This is a genomic window from Apilactobacillus kunkeei (genome assembly GCF_005930975.1).
GTDB lineage: Bacteria > Bacillota > Bacilli > Lactobacillales > Lactobacillaceae > Apilactobacillus > Apilactobacillus kunkeei_E.
Window position 1 is genome coordinate 47815 of sequence record NZ_VBSE01000036.1, and the last position, 22399, is coordinate 70213.

The 22399-nt window shown below is 34.4% G+C and carries 18 protein-coding genes and 1 tRNA gene; 5 read left to right on the plus strand and 14 right to left on the minus strand.

Annotation, left to right across the window (positions count from 1 at the left end; all coding sequences use genetic code 11):
• Positions 1-42: 42 nt before the first annotated feature.
• The 5 genes from FD688_RS02215 to FD688_RS02235 all read right to left on the minus strand — a co-directional run bounded on the left by FD688_RS02215 (position 43) and on the right by FD688_RS02235 (position 5567).
• A complete protein-coding gene (locus FD688_RS02215; protein WP_138741642.1) occupies positions 43-2136 on the minus strand; it encodes a transglycosylase domain-containing protein in 2094 nt (697 codons plus the stop codon).
• 114 nt (positions 2137-2250) lie between these two features.
• Entirely contained in the window at positions 2251-3942 is a 1692-nt protein-coding gene (argS, locus tag FD688_RS02220; protein WP_138741643.1) for an arginine--tRNA ligase, read from the minus strand.
• 249 nt (positions 3943-4191) lie between these two features.
• Positions 4192-4262: transfer RNA gene (locus FD688_RS02225), tRNA-Gly, on the minus strand.
• A gap of 47 nt (positions 4263-4309) precedes the next feature.
• Positions 4310-4534 (minus strand): hypothetical protein, encoded by a 225-nt coding sequence (locus FD688_RS02230; protein WP_054449897.1) that lies wholly within the window; start codon positions 4532-4534, stop codon positions 4310-4312.
• Between the two features lie 103 nt (positions 4535-4637).
• Positions 4638-5567 (minus strand): L-lactate dehydrogenase, encoded by a 930-nt coding sequence (locus FD688_RS02235; protein ID WP_138741644.1) that lies wholly within the window; start codon positions 5565-5567, stop codon positions 4638-4640.
• A gap of 104 nt (positions 5568-5671) precedes the next feature.
• Here FD688_RS02235 and FD688_RS02240 point away from each other — a divergent pair, with 104 nt between their 5' ends.
• A complete protein-coding gene (locus FD688_RS02240) occupies positions 5672-6010 on the plus strand; it encodes a DUF1516 family protein (protein WP_190242882.1) in 339 nt (112 codons plus the stop codon).
• Between the two features lie 13 nt (positions 6011-6023).
• On the opposite strand, the gene FD688_RS02245 is transcribed toward FD688_RS02240, so the two are convergent.
• The 5 genes from FD688_RS02245 to FD688_RS02265 form a co-directional block, all read right to left on the minus strand.
• Positions 6024-6743, minus strand: coding sequence for an aspartate/glutamate racemase family protein (locus tag FD688_RS02245; RefSeq protein ID WP_138741646.1), 720 nt, complete (start codon positions 6741-6743; stop codon positions 6024-6026).
• 10 nt (positions 6744-6753) lie between these two features.
• Positions 6754-8004 carry a carboxylate--amine ligase gene (locus FD688_RS02250; RefSeq protein ID WP_138741647.1) on the minus strand — a complete coding sequence of 417 codons (1251 nt, stop codon included), beginning with the start codon at positions 8002-8004 and terminating at the stop codon, positions 6754-6756.
• Positions 7997-9535 carry a UDP-N-acetylmuramoyl-L-alanyl-D-glutamate--2,6-diaminopimelate ligase gene (locus FD688_RS02255; protein WP_138741648.1) on the minus strand — a complete coding sequence of 513 codons (1539 nt, stop codon included), beginning with the start codon at positions 9533-9535 and terminating at the stop codon, positions 7997-7999. The genes FD688_RS02250 and FD688_RS02255 overlap by 8 nt, the downstream gene beginning before the upstream one ends.
• A 32-nt stretch (positions 9536-9567) precedes the next feature.
• Positions 9568-11451 (minus strand): asparagine synthase (glutamine-hydrolyzing), encoded by a 1884-nt coding sequence (gene asnB / locus FD688_RS02260; protein ID WP_138741649.1) that lies wholly within the window; start codon positions 11449-11451, stop codon positions 9568-9570.
• A 247-nt stretch (positions 11452-11698) separates the two neighbouring features.
• Positions 11699-13960: an ATP-binding cassette domain-containing protein gene (locus tag FD688_RS02265; RefSeq protein WP_138741650.1), complete on the minus strand. Its 2262-nt coding sequence runs from the start codon at positions 13958-13960 to the stop codon at positions 11699-11701.
• A gap of 177 nt (positions 13961-14137) precedes the next feature.
• Between FD688_RS02265 and FD688_RS02270 the strand changes: the two genes are divergently transcribed.
• Complete coding sequence (locus FD688_RS02270) at positions 14138-14476, plus strand: hypothetical protein (RefSeq protein WP_138741651.1); 339 nt, start codon at positions 14138-14140, stop codon at positions 14474-14476.
• 40 nt (positions 14477-14516) lie between these two features.
• Here FD688_RS02270 and FD688_RS02275 read toward each other — a convergent pair whose 3' ends face one another.
• The gene (locus FD688_RS02275; protein ID WP_138741652.1) at positions 14517-16301 is read right to left on the minus strand and encodes a protease pro-enzyme activation domain-containing protein; all 1785 of its coding nucleotides are present in this window, start codon (positions 16299-16301) and stop codon (positions 14517-14519) included.
• A gap of 126 nt (positions 16302-16427) precedes the next feature.
• Here FD688_RS02275 and mscL point away from each other — a divergent pair, with 126 nt between their 5' ends.
• Both mscL and FD688_RS02285 read left to right on the plus strand, forming a co-directional pair.
• A complete protein-coding gene (gene mscL / locus FD688_RS02280) occupies positions 16428-16799 on the plus strand; it encodes a large-conductance mechanosensitive channel protein MscL (RefSeq protein ID WP_138741653.1) in 372 nt (123 codons plus the stop codon).
• 105 nt (positions 16800-16904) lie between these two features.
• On the plus strand, positions 16905-17537 hold the full coding sequence (locus FD688_RS02285) for a deoxynucleoside kinase (protein WP_138726425.1): 633 nt from the start codon (positions 16905-16907) through the stop codon (positions 17535-17537).
• A 41-nt stretch (positions 17538-17578) separates the two neighbouring features.
• On the opposite strand, the gene pepV is transcribed toward FD688_RS02285, so the two are convergent.
• Positions 17579-18994 (minus strand): dipeptidase PepV, encoded by a 1416-nt coding sequence (gene pepV, locus FD688_RS02290; protein WP_138741654.1) that lies wholly within the window; start codon positions 18992-18994, stop codon positions 17579-17581.
• A 114-nt stretch (positions 18995-19108) separates the two neighbouring features.
• Here pepV and FD688_RS02295 point away from each other — a divergent pair, with 114 nt between their 5' ends.
• Complete coding sequence (locus FD688_RS02295; protein WP_138741655.1) at positions 19109-19945, plus strand: NAD(P)H-hydrate dehydratase; 837 nt, start codon at positions 19109-19111, stop codon at positions 19943-19945.
• Between the two features lie 15 nt (positions 19946-19960).
• On the opposite strand, the gene FD688_RS02300 is transcribed toward FD688_RS02295, so the two are convergent.
• Together FD688_RS02300 and FD688_RS02305 are read right to left on the minus strand one after the other, a co-directional pair.
• Positions 19961-20620 (minus strand): YoaK family protein, encoded by a 660-nt coding sequence (locus FD688_RS02300; RefSeq protein WP_138741656.1) that lies wholly within the window; start codon positions 20618-20620, stop codon positions 19961-19963.
• 17 nt (positions 20621-20637) lie between these two features.
• Entirely contained in the window at positions 20638-22290 is a 1653-nt protein-coding gene (locus tag FD688_RS02305) for a polysaccharide biosynthesis protein (protein ID WP_138741657.1), read from the minus strand.
• Positions 22291-22399 lie beyond the last annotated feature (109 nt).

Genomic DNA, 22399 nt, shown 5'->3' on the forward strand with positions numbered 1-22399 from the left:
ACTTAATAATAATGATACGACGTTTTATATTAATTGGTCAATTTAGTCTCCAACAAATTTCTTGGCATCATTCCACCAATTACTTGCGTTCTTCTTTAAATTGTCCCATCCTTTACCAAGACTCTTAGATACTTTGTTAGCACCGTCAGAAACACTATCCCAGAAACTGGAATCAGATGAACTATTTGCCTTCTTTTCTTCTGAATCCATGTAGGCAGCGTCTTTGACACTAAAGTCATTATTACCTGTAGTTGGTAAAATTTGTTGTAACTCTGTCTTAAATAATGGTCCTACTCCAGTTCCACTTAGATTTTCCAAGTGATGTCCGGCATTGGTATTATCAAATCCTTCCCAGGTTGCAACAACAACCTTTGGAGTATATCCGATAATCCATTTATCCCTCGTAGCATCTGAATCACCAGTATTATCAGCTTCAGTACTACCGGTCTTTCCGGCAATTGAGTAACCACTTGGTTTAGCAGATGCACCTGTACCATTATCAAAGACACCTAACATCATGCTAGTCATCTTATTTGCAACCTCTTTTGACATTACATTTTTGGAAGTTACTGATTCATTATTAACAATGACATTTCCTGAAGAATCAACAATCTTTCTAATGTAATGAGGTGTAGTCATGTTACCCTCATTTGCAAAAGCCGTATAAGCTCCGGCCATTTGTTGAGGTGATACCCCTGTTGAGAGACCACCTAAAGCTAAAGCAAGGTTCTTATCCTTCTTTTGGACAGGCAAACCAAATGACTTAACTGATTCATAACCTTTTTCAACACCAATCTTATGAAGCAACCATACAGCAGGAGCATTCATACTTTGAGCTAAAGCAGTGTACATTGGTACAGTTCCAGTATATACGTTGTTGTAGTTTTCTGGTGTGTACTTGTTAGAACCATATGATGTTTTCTTATTTTGAAGCATATCATTGTAGTTATAACCATTTTCCAAAGCTGGTGTATAAACAGCTAATGGCTTAATGGTTGAACCTGGTTGACGCTTAATTTGAGTAGCACGATTGTAACCACGGAATACGTGTTGACCACGACCACCAACTACCGCAGTAACTCCACCGGTACTTGGGTTCAAAGCAATTGAAGCTGCTTGAACCTTTGTACCATCCGACGCATTGCTTGGGAAGTTATTATCGTTAGCAAAGTCATCTTGCATACTGTTTTGTTGGTCTTGATTTAACGTTGTATAAATCTTGTACCCTCTGTTCATAATATCTGATTCGGATAATCCATATTTGTTAATTGCTTCATCAATTACAGCATCGAAGTAATATGGATACTTATAACCATCCTTATATTGATAGGTATTCTTAACTTGGATGGGCGTCTTCTTTAACTTGTTTGCTTCTGATTGACTAATCTTATTATTATCAGCCATCAATTGTAAGACGACGTTTCTTCTATCTAAAGCTAATTTAGGATGATCAACGGGATTGTATGCACTAGGATTGGTTAACATTCCTGCAATCACTGCAGCATCTTGAACGGGTAAATCTTTAGCATTCATTCCAAAGTAACGTCTTGAAGCATCTTCAACACCATAGACTCCATTTCCAAAATACGAGTTATTCATGTACATGGTTAAAATTTGATTTTTACTGTATACATTTTCAACTTGAATGGATAAAAATAGTTCCTTTAACTTTCGACTAAAAGTTTGTTGTTGAGTTAGATAAGCATTCTTTACCAATTGTTGGGTTAGCGTACTTCCACCACCACTAATGTAATCACGACGCATAATCTTATTCTTAATCATTAGTAGAATCGCACGACCAAATCCTTTAACGGAAAAACCGTGTTCATTGTAGAAGTTTCTATCTTCGGTTGATAAGATTGCATTGGGAATATTTGGTGAAATATCTTTAAATCCAACATAGGTTCCCTTTTGTGAATAAATTTTACCGGCTTTTTTATTATTACCATCGTAAATTACAGTAGATTGTTCCAAAGACGACTGCAAGTCTTGAACATGCGTAGTCTTCGCAACAAATGTGCAATATGCACTCATTACAAAAAATAGTAATAAAAATGTGACGATAATCCAACGAGTTAGTTGGTATCGGTGCCAAATCTTTTTAAAAGCACTTTTTGTTTTTTTATCATTTTTCATCTAGTATGATTACTCCTTCACTGATGATGATATTAATACTATTTTAACCCAAATTAACTCTAATTGGTAAAATAAAAAACAGATTTAACTATTTGTTAAACCTGTTTTCTTTAATTACATTTCGTCTGGAGCCTTAACACCAAGTAATCTTAGTGATTCTTTAAGAACGATTGACACTGATTTAACTAATGCTAAACGAGCATCTCTTTGTTCATCATCATCTAAAATCTTAGTGTGAGCGTAGTACTTGTTAAATGACTTAGCAAGTCTTAATGAGTACTTAGCAATAACTGAAGGTTCAAATTCATCACAAGCCATCTTAACTCTTGCTGGGAAATCATTCAATAACTTAATAACGTTCCATGATTCTGCATCATTAAGTTTCTTGTCAACGTTTGAGAAGTCAACGTCACCAGCTTTACGTAAGATACTTTCGGCACGTGCACGAGCGTATTGTACGTATGGTCCAGTTTCACCTTCAAAGCGTAATTGATCTTCTAAGTTAAAGTCAATGTTGTTAATCTTTTCGTTCTTCAAATCACCAAATACGATTGCACCAACACCAACTTCTTTAGCAACTTCTTCTTTGTTAGGAAGATCTGGGTTCTTTTCAGCAATTTGTTTCTTAGCAATTGCAATTGATTCGTTCAATACTTCATCTAATAAAATGATACGTCCTGAACGAGTTGATAATTTCTTACCATTTACAGTAATTAGACCGAATGGAATGTGATGTAGATTCTTAGCTGAAGGAACACCCATTTCCATTAGCACAGCCTTTAATTGCTTGAAGTAGTAAGTTTGTTCTGAACCAACAACATATAGATTCATAGCTGGATGGTAAGTTTGGTCACGATAAATTGCAGTTGCGATATCTCTGGTGATGTATAGTGAAGCTCCATCACTCTTCAAAATCAAAGCTGGATTTAAATCGTATTTTTGTAAATCAACAATTGTAGCACCTTGTGATTTGCTCAATAGACCTTTTTCTTGTAATGAATCAACGACATCTTGTAACTTGTCATTGTAAAATGCTTCACCATTGTAGGTATCAAAAGTAATACCCAATTTGTCATAGATTTCACCAAAAGCTTCAAGTGATACTTCTCTAAACCATTTCCATAGTTTAGTTGCTTGTTCATCACCATTTTCAAGTTTTCTGAACCAATCTCTAGCAACATCGTCTAGTTCAGGTTGTTCCTTATCAATCTTGTGGAACTTAACGTAATACTTAACCAAGTTGTTGATAGGGTCTTTTTTAACGTCTTCTTCGTTACCCCACATTAAGTACGCAGTAATTAACTTACCAAATTGAGTTCCCCAATCACCTAAGTGATTATCTTTAATTGGGTTGTAACCATTTTTACGTAGGATTTCAGCAACAGAATTACCAATAACAGTAGATCTTAAGTGACCCATTGAAATAGGCTTTGCAATATTAGGTGAAGACATATCGATGGTTACATTACCACCCTTACCATCTTCGTTTTGACCATATTTTTCCTTTTGATCTAAAACAGCTGATAATACATCTTCACTGAAGTTAGACTTATCTAAGAAGAAATTAACGTATGGTCCAGCAGCTTCAACATGATCAAATGAACTTTGATCGATTTTTTCTACTACATCAGAAGCAATTTGTTGAGGTGCCTTTCTAAACTTTTTAGCTAAAATAAATGTAGGGAAAGCTAAATCACCCATTTTTGAATCTTTAGGTCTTTCAATTTTTGGTAGAATGTCTTCTACAGATAGTTCGTTGTCCAATGCTTTGGAAAGAGCATTAGCAACCAATTCTTTGTTTTCCATTATCCAAAACCTCCATAATATATAAAAAAGTCCCTTACAATATTAATAATTGTAAGAGACGGAATAACCCGCGGTACCACTCTATTTGATATAAAATATCCGCTTTATTATTTAATTAATCATAATTCTAAAAAGTGCGAATTCAACATACCCTAATCATCGGCTCTCACCAAATCCGATGTCGCTTTTTAATGGAATATGTCTACTAGTCTTTTATTATCGAACAGTATCTGTCGTTTTATTCGACAAAGCGGGTAACGGGAATCGGACCCGCGACCTGAGCTTGGGAAGCTCATATTTTACCACTAAACTATACCCGCAGATACAAACTCTATTATATCACACGTTACAATTTTTGGTAAGTTTGTTAAGCTGTTTTTTTCTTTGATGGTTTAGCAACTTTTTTGCTAACAACCGCACGCTTATTATATTCATTAACGACGATGCCATCTTCTTCATGGTGTTCATCGATAAAGACCATTACTGAATTCTCATATATTTTTTCAATTGTTCCAGCAAAATCATGTTTTAAATAACCGAATCTAGGTGCAGAAACGTGGTCGCCAATTTGTAATTCTTTTGGTTCAGCCATCTTTTGCCTCCTTAATAAAAAATAACGCGATATTGATAATATCAAAACGCGTTATTAATATCAAGGTATTTTTTAGAAAATATTAATATCTACTAATCACTAATTAATTAGTGATTTCGCGAGTCTTTTGATTAATATAATCTGCTGATTTTTGTAGTTGTTTTTGTTCCTTTTCAGGAAGATCCAAATCGATTTGTTTTTCAATCCCATTTCTTCCAACAATTGCTGGATAAGATAGGTATGTACCGTATTCTTCACGGTAATTTGATACAGCTAATTCTGTTTTAGCATCTTGTAAAATAATTTCAGCTAATTTTACGGCTGATGCTGAAATAGCAAAATTAGTGTATCCCTTACCACTATGAACCGTAAATCCGCCCATACGAGCATCATTATCGATTTCATCTAAGTCAATATTGTATTTTTCCGCGTATTCAAAAATACTCTTATCGAAAACCTGAACTGTTGACCATGCTGTGAATTGAGAATTACCATGTTCTCCCAAGTTATAACCAATTACTGATCGAGGATCAATGTTAAGCTTTGCGGAAACTGCCCTCTTCATTCTAGATGAATCAAGAAGTGTCCCTGTTCCGATAACACGCTCTTTGGCTAACCCTGTCTCACGTTGATATAAAGAGGTAATGACATCATTTGGATTAGTGATTACAATAATAATTCCATTAAATCCAGATTCTTTAACGTGTTTTGCAACATCCTTAACTTCCTCAACGTTAGCTTTTAGTTCTGCAAATCGGTCATGTTTATCCTTATTAGCATTAATTAATTCCATATGGCCAACTGCTGAAATAATAACGTCTGCATCAGCTAAACTCTCATAATTATTAACCTCAATATTTGTATGGAATTTAAGATTAGACATGGCATCTCTGAAATCCAACGCATCAGAATTTACCTTTGCATCATTATGATCAATAATAACCAAATCATCTGTGATTCCTGAAACAACAATATGATGGGCAACTGCTGCACCAACATTTCCGTCTCCGATAATACCAATTTTTCTTGTCATAATACATACCTCCTTTAACGTTGTAGATATTCTATCACTCTAATATTTTAATTCAAGTTTTATTATGGTTATTTATGATAAAATGTTTTTTAGGAGGAGTTACTATGTGGGCTAGCTTAACACTGATAATGTTATTCATTTATATAGCAGTAACCATAATTGGTATCACCAGGGTCTCCGTCAAAAGAGTCATTCAATGGTTAATTGCTAGTCGAGTAATATATATATTAATACTAATTACGCAAATTGTTATCACCATTAGAGTATCGGACCATCGTTTCTACACCGCAATAATCGCTGATGTATTATCTGTACTACTTGGTGGTCTAACAGAATTAAACTATACAAACAAGCAACAAAATCACATTATTAATTTTAATGTAATTGGTCTCATCATTGTTATCATAGCTTTGATTACCATTACAATCTATAATGTAATATAAAAAAGACATCGAATTATTCGATGTCTTTTTTTCTGTTATTTAAAGCTAATTCAATTGAACGATCAACTAAAACTGATTGAGCATCAATCACAGGATAATTATGATCTGAAGCACGTTCTTCAGCGACAGATAATTCTGTACATCCCAAAATTATTACATCACAATCCATCTCGTTTTTCATTTCATTTAAGATATGATGATATAGTTCTTTATTAACTTTATTTTGTTCTTTGACATATTTGTATATCAAATCCATTGTCTCTTCTTGAATATGCTCAGATGGTTTTACGATTTCATAACCAGCATTTTGCACTTCTGTATCATAAATACCATCAAAAATGGTTCCCTTGGTGGCAATCAAACCAATTCTTTTAGCACTAGGATAAACATTACTGATTTCAGCAACAGCTTCTTTTGGCATATGCAAAATTGGCACATCAGTCTCTGACTGTAGCTCATCGAAAAAGAAATGAGCAGTGTTACAGGGAATCACAAAGAAATCAGGTTTTAATTGTGATTGTTGCTTAATGTCTTCCTTTAATGGAATCAATGGGTTTGGTTTAGTATTGTCTAAAATGTAATTGGTTCTGTCTGGGACAGTCGCATGATTTACAAGGATATAATTTAAATATTCCTGATCATTACTAGCTGGCGTTCGTTGATTCAATAAATGAATGTAACTTTCGGTAGCTTCTGTTCCCATTCCACCAATAATTGAAAAGAAATGTCTCATTTTATCATCCCTATTTTTCGCTAAAGTAACGTTTGAAGTTCTTTGCGTAGTTATGCTTAATCCAAACGTCTAATAACCAACGCTTAAAGCTCTTGTCACGGTTATACCAGAAAGTAGTACCGTATTGGCCCTTCTTGATTAATTGAAGAGCAAATTCTTTATCTGCGTTGTCCTTAGCATATTTTTTGAAGACTTGTTCGCCAACACCTAACCATAGGTAACGATTATCTTTATTTTCGTTAGCGTATACCGTTTCCTTATCTGATAAGTCATCAAATGCATAATCTCTAACAACCCAATCAGCTAAGTTGTAACCATTTAAACTAACGAAGAAACTACTTCTACCTTGTCTCAAGTTAATTTCAAATAGTTTGAAAGTATTGTCTCTAGTATCATATTTCATATCAAAGTTAGCATATCCAACATAGTTAATCTTTTCAAGAAATCCTTGAACCATTGAATACAGCTTTTCGTTATATTCTGGAAGGATTGCTACGTAGTTACCGATAGCTGCTGGTGATGGATCTTCCAATAATGGATGACCTAAACACATCATCTTAACCTTGTGGTTCTTGTCGACATAAGCATTTAAAGTACGCATATTACTGTCATCACCAGGGATAAAATCTTGAAGAATCAAGTCAGAAGTATAGCCATTGGTATAAATCTTTTCAATTATATCCTCAAACTCTTCTTGTGATTCAATAATGAATGCTTTCTTTCTGCCTTCAAAGTGAACATCCAACCATTCAACACTGTTGGTAGGTTTTAATGCAACTGGATAACCAAATGGTTGTTCAATCTTTTCATCACTTTCAAAGTCTTTCTTAGAAATAATCTTTGTCTTTGGATATGGCAAATCGTATTCTTCACATAACTTATAGAAGTTTTCTTTACTGTTTAATTTCTTGATTAAATCATAATCAACGTATGGGCAAACAAAAACATCTTCTAGTTCATCCTTATGTTTTGAAATTAATTCAGCATAACCATCACCACAACCAATTAAGATAACTGGTTCTTCATGTGATGCATATTCCTTCTTAAGTTCTTTCATTGATTCAATCCATTTTGGATCTTCACTAAAGCCATCAATCAAAGTTAAATCAACAATTTTTGTAAAACGTGTAGGTGCAAGCGCTTTTTCAGCGTAAGCCTTCACGGGTTGTCTGTATTTTTCGTATAATGAACGAGCCATTCCATAAGCATTGAAATCACTACCTAATAGAACAACTGTAAAATTAGATTCTAAATTACTCATTATCTATCCCTCTCAAAACATTTTGTACCACGACGGGATCTGTTTCGTATGGAGTATCTACGCCGTTGATTTTTTGGTAAGGATCTCTTCCTTTACCAGCAACTACTATCATAGCATTATTATCACCGGCGTGAATAGCCTTTTTAATAGCTACTTTTCTGTCTAGTTCAATATGAACATCGACTTTATCATGATCAATGTAAGAATCTATCTCATTAATAATATCTTTGGGATCTTCAAATGCAGGATCATCAGAAGTCAAAAAGGCAATATCAGCACTTTCAGTTAACGCTTTTCCAAAACCTTCTCTACGATCTAGTCCCTTATTACCAGGACTTCCCACTACAACGATTACCTTTCCATCAGGATTATTGCTCTTTAAGAATCCTAATAGAGCGTGCATGCTAGCATAGTTGTGAGCATAATCAACGTAAATTGTACCGTTATTATTAGACTTGTATGATTCCATTCTTCCCGGAACAAATACTTCATTCAATCCTTTTTTGGCGTCGGAAGCACTAGCATCATCTAAAGCTGCCGCAATAATTGCAGACATCGCATTGGCTTCGTTATAGTCTCCAACAACGCCAATCTTGTAGTCATCTTCGATATTCATCTTCTTAGCCTTTCGACTATTTGCAAATACCCTTATTTCATTGCTATCGATTGTGTCAGAGATGCTTGAAAAATTGAAATCAATTTGTGCGTCTTTAAATTCTTTTTTATCCCTACTGAATAAATAAATATTATCTTCATCAGTAGTTGCTTTAGCAGCTTCATAAACATCTAACATGTAATCTGTGTCTGCATCAATAATACAATGTGTGGAATTAACCATTAATTGTTCCTTACAATGTAGATAATCTGCAAATGTTGGATGTTCATTTGGACCAATATGATCCGGTGAAATATTTAAGAAAATGCCTACATCAAAATGAAGTCCATAGACTCTTAATTTTTTGTATGCTTGTGATGAAACTTCCATCACTAAACTTGTCATTCCATTATTGACCGCTTGTCTCATATAGTTAAAAATATCTAATGATTCAGGAGTGGTTAAGTGTGACTTGAAACGTTGTGAAGGTTCTTTTCCAACAACAGTATCAATCGTAGAAATCAATGCGGTTTTGTTGTTATTAGTGTTGTCTAAAATACTCTTAGCAAAGTAAGAAGATGTTGTTTTCCCCTTGGTACCGGTATAAGCAATTACAAACAAATCATTTTGAGGATAGTAGTAAAAGGCAGCGCCTACTAGAGACATTGCCTTTTGCACGTTATTCACAATGATTTGAGTTAAGCCATTACCTTCATCATACTTTTGTTCGGCAACATAACCAGTCGCACCCATTTTCTTAGCCATTGCCAAGTATTCAGGTTTGAAGTTTCCTTTACAAAAGAACAATGTATTTGGTTTAACATTTCTGGAATCGTAAGTTACTTCATCAAACGATACATCCTCACCTGATACAATTTCTTGTATTAGTCCATGTTCAGCTAATATTGTTTTTATTTCATCAATTCCAAGAGCCATTGTTTTTACTTCCTTATATCAAGATTTAAAAATTATGCTTGTAGTTGTACCTTGTTAATAGTATCAGCATTTGTATCTTCTGGGAAGTATACTTCATACCATAAAATAAATAGGTAAGGTGTCATAATTTTTTGCATGCTTGACTTACCTTCATCGTGTTCCTTTAGAATTCTTAACAATTCATCAGTGTTAAAGAACTTTTCAGCAACATCAGAAGTAAAGGCTCTAACAATTCTTTCATGGAACTTAGGTTCTCTAATCCATGATGCAATTGGTGATGGGAAACCAAGTTTTTCCTTCATAGCAACCTTATCAGGTAATGCTCGTTCAGCTGCTTTACGAAGTGAAATTTTAGTTCCTTCTTTGTTGATACGAGTCTTAATTGGCATGGTTGCAGCAAATTCAGCAACCTTCTTATCAACTAATGGCGTTCTAACTTCAAGAGAGTTAGCCATACTCATACGGTCAGCTTTTTGAAGAATATCAAATGGTAACCATGCATTGATATCAAAGTATTGCATTTGAGTCATTTCGTCTTTGTCAGCTACTTCATCAAAAATGTATTTTGAGTATGCACCTGAATCAACGTTCAATGATGGATCCTTCAATAGTTTATTTCTGTCATCGTAGTTGTACACATAGTTAACACGATAGTATCTTTCACTCAATGGTTGCGCCCCACGAATTAAGAAACGACGACCGTGGAAACGAGGCATCTTAGTAGCCATCTTAGCTAATGCATTACGAATAAATCCAGGAACGTATTTTTGGTATCTTTCAAACGGAATAGCTTCTAGGTATGTGTTGTAACCACCGAAGAATTCATCGGCACCTTCACCAGATAAAGCAACTTTAACTTCTTTACTAGTACCTTGAGCTAAATAGAATAATTGAATAGCTGATGGGTTGGAAAGTGGTTCATCCATGTAGTACATCATAGTTGGTAAGAAATCAAAGTAGTCATCACCAGTAATCTTGATAGGTGTGTTCTTTTGACCGATTTGTTGAGCAAAGTCAGTTGACCATGATAATTCACTAAACTTAGAATCGTTGAAACCAAGTGAGAATGACTTAATTGGTTTTAATTTTGAAGCTTCGTTTAGAACGTAGCTTGAGTCCACACCACTTGATAGAAAACTACCAACTTCAACGTCGGCAATCATGTGGGCCTTTACAGAGTCCTTAACGATTGATTCAATCTTCTTAGCATCTTCTTCAACTGTTTGTGATTCATCAATGTGATCATAGTTGAACTTGTAATATCTGTGTGTTTCAGTCTTCTTTTCATCAATGTGGTGAATGAAGTAAGTACCAGGCATTACTTTGTAAACGTTTTTGAACATTGTCTCTGCTGATGGAATAAATTCAAAACTTAAGTGAATTGGTAGAAGTTTTAGGTTTAATTCCTTCTTGAATGCAGGGTTTGATAAGAATGCTTTTAATTCAGAACCGTACATAAATGCATCGCCATCATCGTAGTAGTATAGTGGCTTGATTCCGAAATGATCACGGGCACCAAAGATTTCGTTGTTAGCACTATCATAAATAACAAATGCGTACATACCACGAAGCTTATCCAATAGTTTTGGACCCCATGCTTCATAACCACGAATTAGAACTTCTGAGTCAACATCAGTTTCAAAGTCCCAACCTTCAGAAATTAATTCGTCCCTAATTTCTTGGTAGTTGTAAATTTCACCATTAAAAGTTAATACTTTCTTTTTATCTTTACTGTATAGTGGTTGTCCACCATGAGCTAAGTCAATAATTGATAGACGACGGAATCCCATTGATACCTTATCGTCTTGGAAATACTTTTCATCATCAGGGCCACGATGCTTAATTCGATTTGCCATCTTTTCAATGGTGTCGTTAGGCACATCTTTATGATTTACATATCCACAAAATCCACACATAAGTTTTATTCCCCTTTGTTTTTTAATGTATTAATAATTTTTAGTTACTTTTTAATCGTACTTATTTTATTGTAACAAAATATTTAGATTTTAGGCCATAAAAATAGCAATTTAATCAATGATACAAATTTATATAGTACACAAACTAATATTATTAAGTATAATCATATCTAATTTTCTGTCCAGTGAAATCGTCTAAAAACAGCTATAAATTTACATAAAATAAAAAGACGCGTGTTAGCGTCTTTTATTTACGAGCGTTGTTATACTCCTTCATTGCTATTCCTGTGACTGATTTATCATCGTTTAATGCGTTTTCTGGTGTTCCTGAATATAGGATTTCACCACCGTAACGACCTGCCTTAGGGCCAACATCAATCATCCAATCTGACTTACTAATTACAGATAAATTATGTTCAACAATGATTAAAGTGTTACCTTTTTCTACTAATTCATCAAATAAATTAGTCATTATTGATACGTCTTTCATATGCAACCCAGCAGTTGGTTCATCTAACAAGTAAACAGTACCAGTCTTGTTAAGTTGTAGTGCTAGTTTTAATCTTTGAACTTCCCCACCTGATAATGTATCAAGTGATTGGCCAAGTGAAAGATAATCCAAGCCAACCTTTTGCATATTAACTAACTTGTCATGTATTTCGGAAACATCACCGAAATACTTAATTGCTTCTTTGATTGATAGGTTCAATACTTCAGCAATGTCTAAACCATTTAGTTTGTATTGCAGTGCCTCATCACTGTAACGTTTACCGTGACACTTTTCACAAGTTTGAACAACTGGATCCATGAATGCCATATTAGTGATTTGCACTCCTCGACCTTTACATAAAGGACATTTACCTTTTCCGTTGTAACTAAATAGCTGTCTTGAAACCTTATTAGCATCCCCAAATAACTTTCTAATATTATCCAAAATATTTAGATAGGTAGCTGGTGTTGAACGAATGTTAACCCCAACAGCATCTTGAGTTAAATCAATATATCCGGTCTTTAACTTGTCCTTAACAGCTTGAATTAAAGAACTCTTACCAGATCCAGCAACACCCGAAATAACAGTTTGCGCGTTTAATGGAATTGATACATTAGCATGCTTTAAATTATGGATGTTAACATCCTTTAAATCTAAGGTATCAGAAAAATCCTTAGTCTTCTTAAATACTAATGGTTCTTGTAACAACTTACCTGTGATAGTGTCACTTTTAAGTAATTCAGAATACTTACCATCAAACATGATTTGCCCACCGTTTTTACCCGGTTTAGGACCTATTTCAACAACGTAATCAGCTATTGGAATCAATTCAGGGTTATGTTCAACAACTAGGACTGTGTTCCCCTTATCCTTTAATTTTCTCAATGCTTGACTGATTAGTTTAATATCTGCTGGATGTAGTCCAACACTTGGTTCGTCTAAAATATAAACCATGTCAGATAGCGAACTATTCATGTACTTAGCAATCTTAATTCTTTGGGTTTCCCCACCTGATAATGTGTCGGTACTTCTATCCAATGTTAAGTAGCCTAACCCTAAATCAATTAACGATTGAATCTTAGTAGTTAGTTCTCTTAATAAATCAACTGTAAGTTTTTCATCGATTGAATCTAAAAATTCAATAACATGATTTAAGTCCATTTGTAAAACATCAGCAATATTATCTCCATTAATCTTACAAGTGAGAACTTCTGGTCTTAACTTTGTACCGTGGCACTTATCACAAGCCGTTCTAGTAACGATATCTTGAATGGCTTCCTTGTGGTGTTCTCCTTCTTTGCTTTCAATGATTGAACGTTTAATTCTTGGAATTACACCTTCATAAAGAATAGATTTTTTCCATTCCTTAGGAGCATTAGTTAAATGATGTTGTGGTGCATAAAGTAAATCGTTTAATTCTTTTTCAGAGTAGTCTTTAATCTTCTTATCGTTATCAAATAAACCAGTATATGCATATCGTTTCCAACGCCATGTTCCAGGTCCAAAACTTACGAATGTAATTGCCCCTTCGTTTAATGATTTATCATAATCAATAACTTTATCTGGATTAATGTGATCAATATAACCTAGTCCCTGACACTTATCACACATTCCTTGGGGTAAGTTGAATGAAAATGTATCTGAGTATCCAACCCAAGGCTTACCAATTCTGGAGAATAACAATCTCAATAATGAATAAATTCCAGTGTAGGTAGCAAGTGTTGAACGTGGATTTTTTCCGACCTTCTTTTGTTGAATCACAATCGCTACAGGTAGATTGTCAATTCTTCCTACGTGTGGAGCTCCATACTTTGGTAGATACTGTTGTGTGAAACTGGGAAATGTTTCGTTTAACTCTCTTCTAGAGTTTGCAGCAATCGTATCAAAAACAAGTGAAGACTTTCCGGCACCAGATAGGCCCGTAAAAACAGTAATCGCATGTTTTTTGATACTGATATCCAAGTGCTTTAAGTTGTTTTGAAAAGCATTATGAACCTCGATATAATCTTGATTTGGCATTTCAATCCTCCTGAATTCACTTTATATTAACAATTATAGTAGTTATAAGAATCATTTTCATTTAACTTGTTTAATAATTAAGAATTTATAAAATTAATCTGTTTTCTTGAGAAAAGCGAATTTTTAATACTATAATGAAGACACGAGCATAATATCTAATTGAAAGAAGATGAAATTATGGCAGAAGAAAAAAAAGATAAAATGATTGGTTTAGTAATGTTCATTTGTAACAAGTACAATCATAAGGATTTTCGTTTTTCAAAGTCTTTAATCTCTCATAGTTATGATGAAACTGTTGAAAGATTACAAAATGCTTATCAAGAATCATGCAATGCTTTCAAGAAACGTATCTTACAACCAATTAAGATTCCGGCTGACACTGTCGCTATCGATTATAGTGCTGCATTTGAAAAAATGACTGCCACTAGAATCACTACTCACCAATTAAAAAAGTATTCAAAGCATGCCTTAATTGCTAAGGAAATGTTAGAACGAATCAATGAACCATTAGACTAATAAATGACAAAAAAGCCATCCTAATTCTGGATGGCTTTTTCTATTTCATTAATTGATATAACTTACCGTAATTAACAGTTCCTAAACCGGTAGATTGATTGTACTTCTTACCAGGTTGGCCAGTATAATACAAGTTACTATTATTTTTATCAGAATCTAGCGTATTAAATGGTGAATTACCATTGTTTGCAAGTTCATACAACTGTGGATTCCATAATCCAAAACGATGGTTCGCTCTAGTAGCAAATAAAGAATTTACAGCTGCCACTTGTGGTGCAACGATACTTGTTCCTCCATCAGTAAACCATTGATTATTGTATAACACAGTATATCCAGTTTGAGGATCACCGTTAGCGACGATATCAGGTAAGTTTCTACCAGATGCAGTCCCAGATGTTTGAATTGGTTTTGCGTATTGTTTTGCGTAACCCTTATCCATATTCCAGTATTGAACAGCATTATAACTATCTACACCACTAACATTTTTTTGGTATGCAGGTGTTTGGTTAAATTTACTGAAACCACCACCTGTTCCTACAAAGTATGTGCTTAGAAAACTATTTTGATCACTATTATATAGCTTCAACTGGTTAAAGTATGGATATAAGAAATCATTTGACCATGCACGTTCCCTATCAATCTTAACTCTATGACCGTTAATACTGTAGTTGATTGGGACACTGGTTGCTCCAACAGCCGTAATGAATGGAGATGATGCTGGAGATTCAACTGTTAGACCAGTTACTCCACCTTCAATACCATCATAAGCACCATTATCACCGGTTGAATTAAAGATGCTAATTCCTTGAGCAGCACCTTGTAACAACAAACTATTCATAATGGAATTGTAGTTCTTAGAAATAAATCCTTCATTTATCATTTGCTGAAGCTCTGCTTCACTGATTCCCCAACTCAATGATAAACTGTCAGATTTGTTATCACTAATTGCTTTGGCAAAACTCTCTAACATCCCAGATATAGTTGGTTGAGAAACATAAACGTTGATATTTGATTTAGGAGCAATGGAACCAGCTTGTTGGATATCCATTGTAGTTTCATCACTTTGTGACTTGATTGAAGCATAGGAATCTTTATAAACGTGAACTCGTTTAATACTTGAAGGTACTCCTACTTTCTTCCAAAATCTTGTAATATCAGAATTCTTAAATCCACCAAACGTGATAATTCCAATCCCGTGTTTATTGCCACTTTTTGCTTGTTTTAATGAAGTCACTCCATAACGATTAACAAAGTCTTTGGGACTACGTTTCATTGAACTAATTTTGTTTTTTTTAGCAGCATTGCTATTAATGTGATCATAGTTACTTAGCCCCATAAAACCACTAGCATACTTTTGCAATTTTCCTCTCATCTTGGGTTCATGGTTTGGACGGTATACAAATTTACCATTCACCTTGACTCGCACTTGTTTATAGTTAAGAGCTTTTTGAATATTGGAATTGCTACCATAACCTCTCAATACCAGGTTACCGGCATATCTGGTAGTCTTAATATGATACTTTTTAAAGTACTTTTGAATCGCTGCAATATTTCTATTAGTTTGTCCATAACGATTGGCAAATTGTCTGGTAGATAAAAACTTCTTATGCTTAGTCAAAACATAGTTTTCTAGGTTACTATTATTTCTAGTTTTAAGAATAATAACGAAGTTTGAAATAAGTGAGTTAGATTTTGATTTGACTTTCTGATGAATCTTTACTTTATGTACTGTTTTCTTAGCTTGAGCATCCACATTATAGTTAAATGTTGTTCCCAACAAAACAGAAGCACTTAACATTGCAATAATTGTTTTTCTATAATTCATTCGTATCACCTCTTATGTAATTTCATAATATTCCTAAAAATATCTTAAGTATACATATTTAAACAATTCTTTATATTTTTTATGTTAATATTAATTATAGTTACATAGTGAAAGGAGGTTTACAATTTGTTTAAAGAATTCAAAGCATTCATCTCTAAAGGTAATGTCTTAGATTTAGCCGTTGGTGTAATCATTGGTTCAGCATTCACAACCATTGTTAAATCATTTACTTCCAACTTGATTAATCCCTTAATTGGAATTTTCATGGGTGAAATTAACTTATCATCCATCGTATTCTCGGTGGGTTCTGCTCACTTCAGAGTCGGTAGTTTCATCAACGATGTTATTAACTTCTTGATTGTTGCCTTCGTTGTTTTCTTGATTGTAAGAACTTACAACAAAGTATCAAACCGCGACACTACTCCTAAGGATACCAAGACTGACATCCTATTGGGTGAAATCCGTGATTTACTTTCAGAACAAAAAAATAACAAATAAAAACAAACCCAGGTATTTTTATATCTGGGTTTTTCTTTTTGATATTAAGTTCAGTTTTAAAATATGATAAAATATTATTACTATTTCAAAAAATGAGGAGTTAATATGGTGATAATTACAGCAGGGATGATTGGTGTTGGTAAGACAACTTTGACCGGTAAAATCGCAAAACATTTAGGCACTAAGGCCTTCTATGAACCAGTTGGTGAAAATCCTGTTTTGCCCTTGTACTATAAAAATCCAGAACAATATGGGTTCTTATTACAAATTTACTTTTTAAACAAGCGTTTTTCAATGATTAAGAAAGCTCTATCAGATGACAACAACATCTTGGATAGATCAATCTATGAAGATGCCCTTTTCACAAAACAAAATAATGCTGAAGGTAATATTTCAGACATGGAATTAAAAATTTACCTAGAATTATTAGATAAAATGATGGGCGAATTAGATCAACTTCCTAAAAAAGCTCCAGACCTAATGGTATATGCTGAAACTGATTTTGAAACTATTCTACACAGAATTAAAATGCGTGGCCGTGACTATGAACAATTCGATAACGATCCTAAGTTAAAAGAATATTATTATCACATGTGGTCAGCATACAAACAATGGTATGAAGAATACGATAAGAGTCCTAAGATGAAGATTGACCTTCAAAAATATGACCTATCAGAAGATGCTAACGTCGACATCGTTTTAAACATGATTGATGAAGAACTTAAAAAAATAAGATAATAAAAAATCCCGAATCATAATGATTTGGGATTTTTTTGTGTTTAGTTATCTTCTAATGTACCTAGTTCAAAAATTGATTGACCATAAATTGCCATTGCTAACATCAAGTCATCAACAACTTGGTATTCATTAGCTTGGTGCATTGTGTTTACAGTCCAAGGGAATTCAGCACCGAATGCTACCCCTCTCTTCATCATACGACCGTAAGTACCACCACCAACAACTTGTGGTTGAGCTTCAGTCTTGCCAGTACGTTCACGGTAAACATTGATTAGTTTGTTTACGATTGGGTCTTTTGGATCAACATAGTGAGGAACCATGTCGTCTGTGTTCTTAACAGTACCATCCATTACCTTAGCAGCCTGGCTTAGGTGTTCACCAATGGTTTCAACACTAATACCCTTAGGATATCTGAAGTTAGTATTAACGAAACCACCATCAGTTGGGTTGAACTTTAGAATACCAACGTTCATTGTTAAGTCCCCCATGATTTCATCCGTGTAGTTTGCACCAATTCTGTTTGCACGAGAATCACCATGTAGGAATTCTGCAACAAACTTGATGAAGTTCTTAGCATCACCAGAGAAATCATAGCCACGTAGGAAGTTAGCAAGGAATGTTCCCCCATTAACACCGTTTCTTGGTTCCATTCCGTGTGCTGACTTACCAATTAAGTGTAATTTGATACCATCTTCAGTGATTTCAGAACCACCATCTAGTTTACGATCTTGCATAAATGTTGAGAATTCTTCCGCCATTTGGTCTTTAAATACAGTCTTAACATCAGCAAAAGCATCCCTTGGTACCATGTTTTCTCTTAAACCAGCATCGAAGTTAGCTAAGTAGTAATCAGCTGTGTCTTCTTGGTTAGTACCAAAAGTAGTTTCAAATGTTGTATTACCTTTTTCACCATTAATAACTGGGAATTGAGCGTCTGGAGAGAATCCAAAGTCAGGTTCGGGTTCTAACTTAAAGTAATGCTTCATTCCAGTCCAATTACTTTCTTCATCGGTACCAATAATAAATCGAATCTTGCAGTTAGGTTCAATTCCTTGGTCCTTCATCATCTTTAGACCATAGTATGCTGCCAAACCAGGTCCCTTGTCATCGGAGGCACCACGACCAAATACTTTGCCGTCTTTGATCATCATTTCAAATGGATTGCTGTCCCATCCTTCACCGGCTGGCATGACATCAGCATGGGCTAAAATAGCAAATGTCTTATCTCCACTACCGTATTCTATGTAACCAACTAGGTTATCCAAGTTTTTGACAGTGAAACCGTCGCGTTTACCAATTTCTAAGTACTTTACTAATGCTTTAGCTGGACCAGGTCCTAAAGGAAATTCATCAGTAGACTCATTATCATTTCTTTCACTATCGATAGAAATTAAGTCAGCTAAATCCTTTAGATAATCTTCTTTGTAGTCTTGAGCTAATTTATCCCAATTAATCATTTTGAAATCCTCCTTTACCTTTCCATATATTTTAGCATAATCTAATAAAAACACATCAATGAAGTCCCAAATTTTTAGTGATATACTGAAGATAAAGCGTTAGGAGGAATTAATATGACAGAAATTTCAACTGACATCGTTGATAAGACCATTATTAAACGCCCAAATAATAGCCATAAGGGAACGTTTGGACGAGTTGGTATTATTGGTGGAACTAATAACTTTGGCGGTGCCATTATCATGGCTTCTAAAGCCTGTGTCTATTCTGGTGCAGGATTAACAACAACTTTTACGGATACGGTTAATCTTTCCAGTCTTCATACACACATCCCCGAAGCAATGTTTTTGGATTTTAATGATTTAGATAGTATTAAAACAATGATTACCGGATTTAATGTTGTCTTAATTGGGCCTGGACTCGGTACAGATAACAATAGTCTTAAAATATTGAAAACCGTTTTTAATAACATCCAACCAAAGCAAAAATTAATTATTGATGGATCAGCCATCACACTTATTGCTAACCATAATCTTTCATTACCTGATGCTGACCTTATTTTTACACCACATCAAATGGAATGGCAAAGATTATCTGGCATTAAAATTAGTGACCAAAACGATGAAAATAATCAAAAAGCGGTCAAACAATTAAACGCTACGGTTGTTGTTAAGTCTCACCATACCAAGGTATATCGTAAAGACGATATATGGGTTAACCCTGGTGGTACCCCTGCACAAGCAACGGGTGGTATGGGTGACACTTTAGCTGGAATGATTGCCGGGTTTGTGGCACAATTCTCCGATACAACTAATGCAGTTTTATCTGCAGTATATGCTCACAGCGCAATCGCAGATAAATTAGCTGAGAACCAATATGTCGTTCTTCCTACCCAAATCATTGAACACATCCCTGAATTCATGAAAGCAAACGAAAAAAAGACAGAATCATAATCGATTCCGTCTTTTTTATTTTCGATTTATAAAGTTAAAAATTATTACCAATGATAAAGGAATAATTAATACTAGTACTGAATAAGCATTTAGGTAATGATCGACAATCTCCATGATGAAAGTTCCTAAAATGAAACTTGTAATTACCATGATGGTATCCATCAATAGTGATTGGGCTTTTTTATCATGATCAACCAATGCTAAATAAGCATTATTAGCGATTTTGCTAATGTTTCCGGTCATCATAAGTGGATTAAATGGATTACCCTTTAGCAGTTTGAATTCTTGTAACTGGGCAGCTGATACTAACGATAACAGTCCAACGATTAAAACTGACGAGGTATTTTTAACTAGTAAACCAACAATCATAATAACCACAATTTCATAAAACATGATTATCACTTTTCGTATATTAATTGAGTCCAGTTTTCTTTGCATTACCTTGATAATCACAATTCCTAGCGCAAAGAAAATAATTGAGAAAATGTACTTCAAAGATTGATCAAATTCATGATTAGCCAAACTAATCCCAAATAAAATTGAGTTTCCTGTTTGTAATCCAGCAAATACCCCACCTTGTTCAATAAAGGTATAGGCGTCGATTCCACCACTGGTTATTGCTAATAAGATTGCGATTAACGGATGCATAAATATGTCTTTATTTTTCATCTTCATTATCCATGCTTTCAGTTTTATTTAATATTCAATTTGTTTCGGATTGATGTGGCCTTACTACCAATAACTGTATCGGCAATTCTACTCTTAAGTGCAAGGTAAACGTATACCATTCCACCTAATAGACTTGAAATTGCAACAACAATGAAACTACCAATACGAGTGAATGGATTCATCAATAAACCGACAATCATATTGCCAGCATATACAGATGCTAAAGCAACAAGATATGTTACAAGTGAGAATAGCACAATCCAGTTAATTTGGTTTAGCATCTTATCACTTCTAATTTTGAATTGTCGATCCAATGAATTAATAATTAATCCATTTACAACCATGAATCCAATTGCAGAAGAAATTAGAGGACCAAATTCTTTGAAGAAGAATACCATTGGGAATTGTGATACTACCTTAGCAATGATTCCGTAAATAAAGTATCTTACGGCAACCTTGTTTTGAGAAATTCCTTGCATCATTGCAGTCACAACAGTGAACAATCCAAAGAAAATGGAAATAATGGATGAGAACGCTAATACGTTAGCTGATAGTGCACCATTACCAGTTCCGTAGAATAAACGGTTCAAAGGACCAGCAATTGCAGTCATCCCTAACGCTGCTGGAATCATTACGAATGAGAATAATACAAAACCACTTGAAATTTGGTGGCTGATTTCCTTCTTATCACCCTTTGTGTATGCTTCGGATAATAAAGGAACAACTGTGATTGCCATTGCAGAAGCAAGTGAGATGGTAATCATAATTAGCTTGTTTGCGTTACCAGCAAAAATTGCATACAACTGGTTAAGCACTTGATCAGATGCATTTGTGGCAACATGCATAATCTTAAAGAATGTAAATTGATCAATTAGTTGGAATATTGAAATTCCAGCACCTAAAATAACGAATGGTACGGCTTGTTGGATAATTTCAACGTATAACTTATTGGCATTTACATGAATTTCATTATTACTGTTCTTAACCAACGAACTGTAGTAACGACGGCGTTTTAAGTAATACCAAACTAGAACTAACAATCCTGCCACCGAACCAATAAAGGCAGCAAAGGTAGATTGAGAAACGGCAGTTACCCAATTACCGTGTAACATCTTAATAATGAAGAATACGGCTACCAACATGTAAATAACACGGAATAGTTGTTCAGCAAATTGTGAAATAGCTGAAGGTGCCATATCTTGGAATCCTTGGAAGTACCCACGGGTTAAACTCATGGTTGGAATGATTAATACGGCCCATGACAATGATCTCATAACCGGAATTAAATCAGGATTCCCGTTATCAAATGCAGGTGCTCCAATATATAGAATCAATGCACAAACAATCCCTGTGATTAATGATAATAATAATCCTCGCTTGTATAACCTGACACTGACACCATACTCATTTAATGCATTATAATGAGCAACCTGTTTGGCAATTGCAGATGGAATCCCGGCAATTGAAATAATTAAAATCAAACTATAAACGTTATATCCTTGAACGTATAAAGCATTTGCTTGTAAATACAAAGTTCCAAGCATCATACTCCAAGGAATTATGTATACTGCTCCTAATATTCTTGATAAGATGCTTCCCGCAGTCATCCATGCGGAACCCTCAATCATCTTATCCTGAGCTAAATTATCTTTCATATTTTTATCTTGTTCATGCATTTCGCATTCCCACTTTCAAATTTCTCTAACTTGTTCATTTTAATCAATATTTTACTCGTAATCAATATGATACCACTATTAGACACAAAAAAAGAGTGATAATCGTTAA

What these genes read in the sequence shown, in the direction of transcription:
- FD688_RS02215 (WP_138741642.1), bottom strand. Translation starts at nt 2,136, where the DNA reads ATGAAAAATGATAAAAAAACAAAAAGTGCTTTTAAAAAGATTTGGCAC.
- argS (WP_138741643.1), bottom strand. Translation starts at nt 3,942, where the DNA reads ATGGAAAACAAAGAATTGGTTGCTAATGCTCTTTCCAAAGCATTGGAC.
- FD688_RS02230 (WP_054449897.1), bottom strand. Translation starts at nt 4,534, where the DNA reads ATGGCTGAACCAAAAGAATTACAAATTGGCGACCACGTTTCTGCACCT.
- FD688_RS02235 (WP_138741644.1), bottom strand. Translation starts at nt 5,567, where the DNA reads ATGACAAGAAAAATTGGTATTATCGGAGACGGAAATGTTGGTGCAGCA.
- FD688_RS02240 (WP_190242882.1), top strand. Translation starts at nt 5,672, where the DNA reads ATGTGGGCTAGCTTAACACTGATAATGTTATTCATTTATATAGCAGTA.
- FD688_RS02245 (WP_138741646.1), bottom strand. Translation starts at nt 6,743, where the DNA reads ATGAGACATTTCTTTTCAATTATTGGTGGAATGGGAACAGAAGCTACC.
- FD688_RS02250 (WP_138741647.1), bottom strand. Translation starts at nt 8,004, where the DNA reads ATGAGTAATTTAGAATCTAATTTTACAGTTGTTCTATTAGGTAGTGAT.
- FD688_RS02255 (WP_138741648.1), bottom strand. Translation starts at nt 9,535, where the DNA reads ATGGCTCTTGGAATTGATGAAATAAAAACAATATTAGCTGAACATGGA.
- asnB (WP_138741649.1), bottom strand. Translation starts at nt 11,451, where the DNA reads ATGTGTGGATTTTGTGGATATGTAAATCATAAAGATGTGCCTAACGAC.
- FD688_RS02265 (WP_138741650.1), bottom strand. Translation starts at nt 13,960, where the DNA reads ATGCCAAATCAAGATTATATCGAGGTTCATAATGCTTTTCAAAACAAC.
- FD688_RS02270 (WP_138741651.1), top strand. Translation starts at nt 14,138, where the DNA reads ATGGCAGAAGAAAAAAAAGATAAAATGATTGGTTTAGTAATGTTCATT.
- FD688_RS02275 (WP_138741652.1), bottom strand. Translation starts at nt 16,301, where the DNA reads ATGAATTATAGAAAAACAATTATTGCAATGTTAAGTGCTTCTGTTTTG.
- FD688_RS02285 (WP_138726425.1), top strand. Translation starts at nt 16,905, where the DNA reads ATGGTGATAATTACAGCAGGGATGATTGGTGTTGGTAAGACAACTTTG.
- pepV (WP_138741654.1), bottom strand. Translation starts at nt 18,994, where the DNA reads ATGATTAATTGGGATAAATTAGCTCAAGACTACAAAGAAGATTATCTA.
- FD688_RS02295 (WP_138741655.1), top strand. Translation starts at nt 19,109, where the DNA reads ATGACAGAAATTTCAACTGACATCGTTGATAAGACCATTATTAAACGC.
- FD688_RS02300 (WP_138741656.1), bottom strand. Translation starts at nt 20,620, where the DNA reads ATGAAGATGAAAAATAAAGACATATTTATGCATCCGTTAATCGCAATC.
- FD688_RS02305 (WP_138741657.1), bottom strand. Translation starts at nt 22,290, where the DNA reads ATGCATGAACAAGATAAAAATATGAAAGATAATTTAGCTCAGGATAAG.